The 3,125-nt window shown below is 34.8% G+C and carries 3 protein-coding genes; all 3 read right to left on the bottom strand.

The window, feature by feature from the left end:
- Nucleotides 1-110 precede the first annotated feature (110 nt).
- The 3 genes from KPC_RS18595 to KPC_RS18585 all read right to left on the bottom strand — a co-directional run bounded on the left by KPC_RS18595 (nucleotide 111) and on the right by KPC_RS18585 (nucleotide 2,986).
- Nucleotides 111-1,109 carry an adenosine deaminase gene (locus KPC_RS18595; protein WP_121975819.1) on the bottom strand — a complete coding sequence of 333 codons (999 nt, stop codon included), beginning with the start codon at nucleotides 1,107-1,109 and terminating at the stop codon, nucleotides 111-113.
- Nucleotides 1,110-1,187: 78 nt separating this feature from the next.
- A complete protein-coding gene (locus KPC_RS18590; RefSeq protein WP_121975818.1) occupies nucleotides 1,188-2,507 on the bottom strand; it encodes an NCS2 family permease in 1,320 nt (439 codons plus the stop codon).
- Nucleotides 2,508-2,791: 284 nt separating this feature from the next.
- Nucleotides 2,792-2,986: a hypothetical protein gene (locus KPC_RS18585; RefSeq protein ID WP_121975817.1), complete on the bottom strand. Its 195-nt coding sequence runs from the start codon at nucleotides 2,984-2,986 to the stop codon at nucleotides 2,792-2,794.
- Nucleotides 2,987-3,125: the final 139 nt, after the last annotated feature.

The following is a 3,125-nucleotide window of genomic DNA, read 5'->3' as shown; positions in this document are numbered from 1 at the left end:
CTAAATCATCACATAAAAAAATATTATCACTTCATTCAAAAATAAATCACATAAAATAGAACAAATAGTGAAATTTACAATTCACTATTTGTGATCATTAAAAACTATTATTAAAGTGCATGAATATGTTTAATCCATTTACGCTTTTCACTTTCTGGAATAAAAGAAGCTTCAAATGAGTTTATTGCTAATTGTTTTAGCTCATCCTGTGAAAGCGGTAACGCCTGTTCAATGGCATGGAAGTTATCATTCATATATCCTCCAAAATAAGCAGGATCATCCGAATTTACTGTAACTTTTACACCTTGTTTAAGCAATCGATGAATATTGTGATCTGCCATATCATCAATAACACACAATTTCAAATTACTTAGCGGACATACTGTTAGTGGCATTTTTTCCAGAACAAGTCTTTCTAAAAGTTTTGGATCATCTTCTGAACGGACACCATGATCAATTCGGTTCACTTTTAATAAGTCAAGTGCTTCCCATACATATTCTGCTGGTCCTTCTTCACCAGCATGTGCAACGATTAAAAAACCTGCTTCACGAGCCTTGGCAAATACCCGCTCAAATTTTGATGGCGGATGCCCTAACTCACTAGAATCTAGCCCTACTCCGATGATTTGATCTTTGAATGGTAAAGCTTGTTCTAATGTTTGCATCGCTGCTTCTTCACTCAGGTGTCTTAAAAAGCACATAATTAAATGTGAAGTAATGCCGAGTTTTTCTTGAGCATCAACACATGCCTTTTTTAACCCATTCAAAACTATTTCAAATGCTACACCACGATCTGTATGTGTTTGTGGATCAAAAAATATTTCTGTGTGTACAACATTATCTTGCTGACATTTTATAAAATATGCCCAGGCAAGATCATAAAAATCCTGTTCATAGACTAAAACATTCGCACCTGCATAATAAATATCTAAAAATGACTGAAGGTTATGAAAATTATATGCTTGTTTCACTTCATCAATAGATTTATATGGAATATCGATTTTATTACGCTGCGCAATTTCAAACATGAGCTCTGGCTCAAAAGTCCCTTCAATATGTACATGTAATTCAGCTTTTGGAAGTACTCGAATGAGCTCAGAATTATTCATTACTATTCCTCAACACGGATATTTATAAAATAAAAAAGGGTGTAAAACGAGTTTACACCCTTTTTGTAAAATTAAAGTTTAGCCACCAAATACAACAAATTTTATGACCCAAAGTACTGCAATAATCCAGACCATATAAGGCACAGTGGCTGCCTTGCCCGTAAATAACTTAACCAAAGCATAACTGATAAAGCCCATTGCGATACCATCAGCAATAGAATAGGTAAATGGCATAAATACGATCGTTAGGAAGGCAGGTACAGCTTCGGTAATATCAGACCATTCAATATTAGTGATTCCCTGAATCATCAGTACACCAACGAAAAGCAACGCTGGTGAGGTCGCAAAACCGGGTACAGATTGCGCCAATGGTGCAAGGAAAAGGCATGCGATAAACAATACAGCAACCACGACAGCTGTCAAACCAGTACGCCCACCAGCAGCAACACCTGCTGAAGACTCAATAAATGGTGTAGTTGAAGATGTACCCAATGCAGCACCAGCGACAATAGCTGTAGAATCGGCAAATAATGCCTTTTTCAGGCGAGGTAATTTTCCGTCTTTTAACAATCCAGCACGATGTGATACACCAACCAGCGTACCTGTCGAATCGAAGAGATCAACAAGAAAGAAAACAAAAATTACACCAATCAAACTTGCAGTGAACAATCCCTCAAAATCCATTTGCAGAAATGTTGGTGCAATCGAAGGAATTGTACCAACAACGCCTTTGAATTCGTTATACCCTAATACTGTTGAAAGTGCTGTGATAACAAGGATACTAATAATGATTGCACCACGTACTTTAAAATGATGCATGATAACTATCAGGAAAAAACCCAATAATGAAAGTAAAACAGTCGGTTGTTTAATATCTCCCAACCCTATAAGCGTTGCATTATTAGCAATAATGATTCCCGAATTTTTGAATGCAACCAATGCCAGGAATAATCCTATTCCACCACCGATCGCAAATTTCAGTGACATCGGAATAGCATTTACAATTGCTTCGCGAATTTTGAACATGCTGATTGCGATAAAAATAAGTCCTGAGACAAATACCGCAGCTAAGGCTGTCTGCCAAGGAATACCCATACCAATACATACAGAGTATGTAAAATATGCGTTTAAGCCCATTCCTGGTGCAAGTGCAATGGGATAATTTGCAACCATCCCCATGACCAAGCATCCAATTGCAGCAGCCAAGCATGTCGCAACGAATACAGCACCATGATCCATACCTGTTTCAGATAAAATCATTGGGTTTACGATGATGATGTAACACATGGTCAAAAATGTAGTTACACCAGCTAAAACTTCAGTCTTAAAAGTTGTTTTATTTTCACTTAATTTAAATAAGCGTTCTAAAACATTTTCTGAAGAATTGGGAGTTGTCATTTTTAGCCCCTATATAGGTCTAAGCTATTTTAAATTGCTTTACGAATCATAAACGTAAATTTCCTGACATTAACAAAGCAAGAACTACGCCATATCATTCATACATAGATTTTTGGGACTAACTGAACTAAAAAAGCTGCAAAGATAATGCAGCTTTCCGTGACATTTAAAAAATACAACGTAGTTGAGTTAGATTTTGATTTTGCGGATTATAACATAGTGATTATTCAATTTTTAACATTACTTAACTTAGGAGTCACATGACTATCATGTGTATGAATAATCTATATATTTTGATTTAATTTTAAAAAATTATTTTTATATTCTTGACCACGATGCATCTCATTTGATGTATTTTGAGCTTCTTGAACAATTCTATCGATCTCTTGTTTTTTTTGCTGCTCGGAATCCAGGTATGCAACATAGCCTACGCCAAATATGCTCAATATCATAAATGAGGTTGTTATTACTTTTTTCATGATCCAATCAATTATTACTCACTCAACTTATATAAATTATAACAAAACAATTACAAAAAATGTGACTTATTTATCATTTTTTAAATAATTACAATCTGGTTGTTTATAATGTTATATAAATATTTAAAGAATATATGAG

The sequence above is a fragment of the Acinetobacter stercoris genome (assembly GCF_900323515.1).
GTDB classification, from domain to species: domain Bacteria; phylum Pseudomonadota; class Gammaproteobacteria; order Pseudomonadales; family Moraxellaceae; genus Acinetobacter; species Acinetobacter stercoris.
This window is presented reverse-complemented; position numbering and strand designations above follow the sequence as displayed.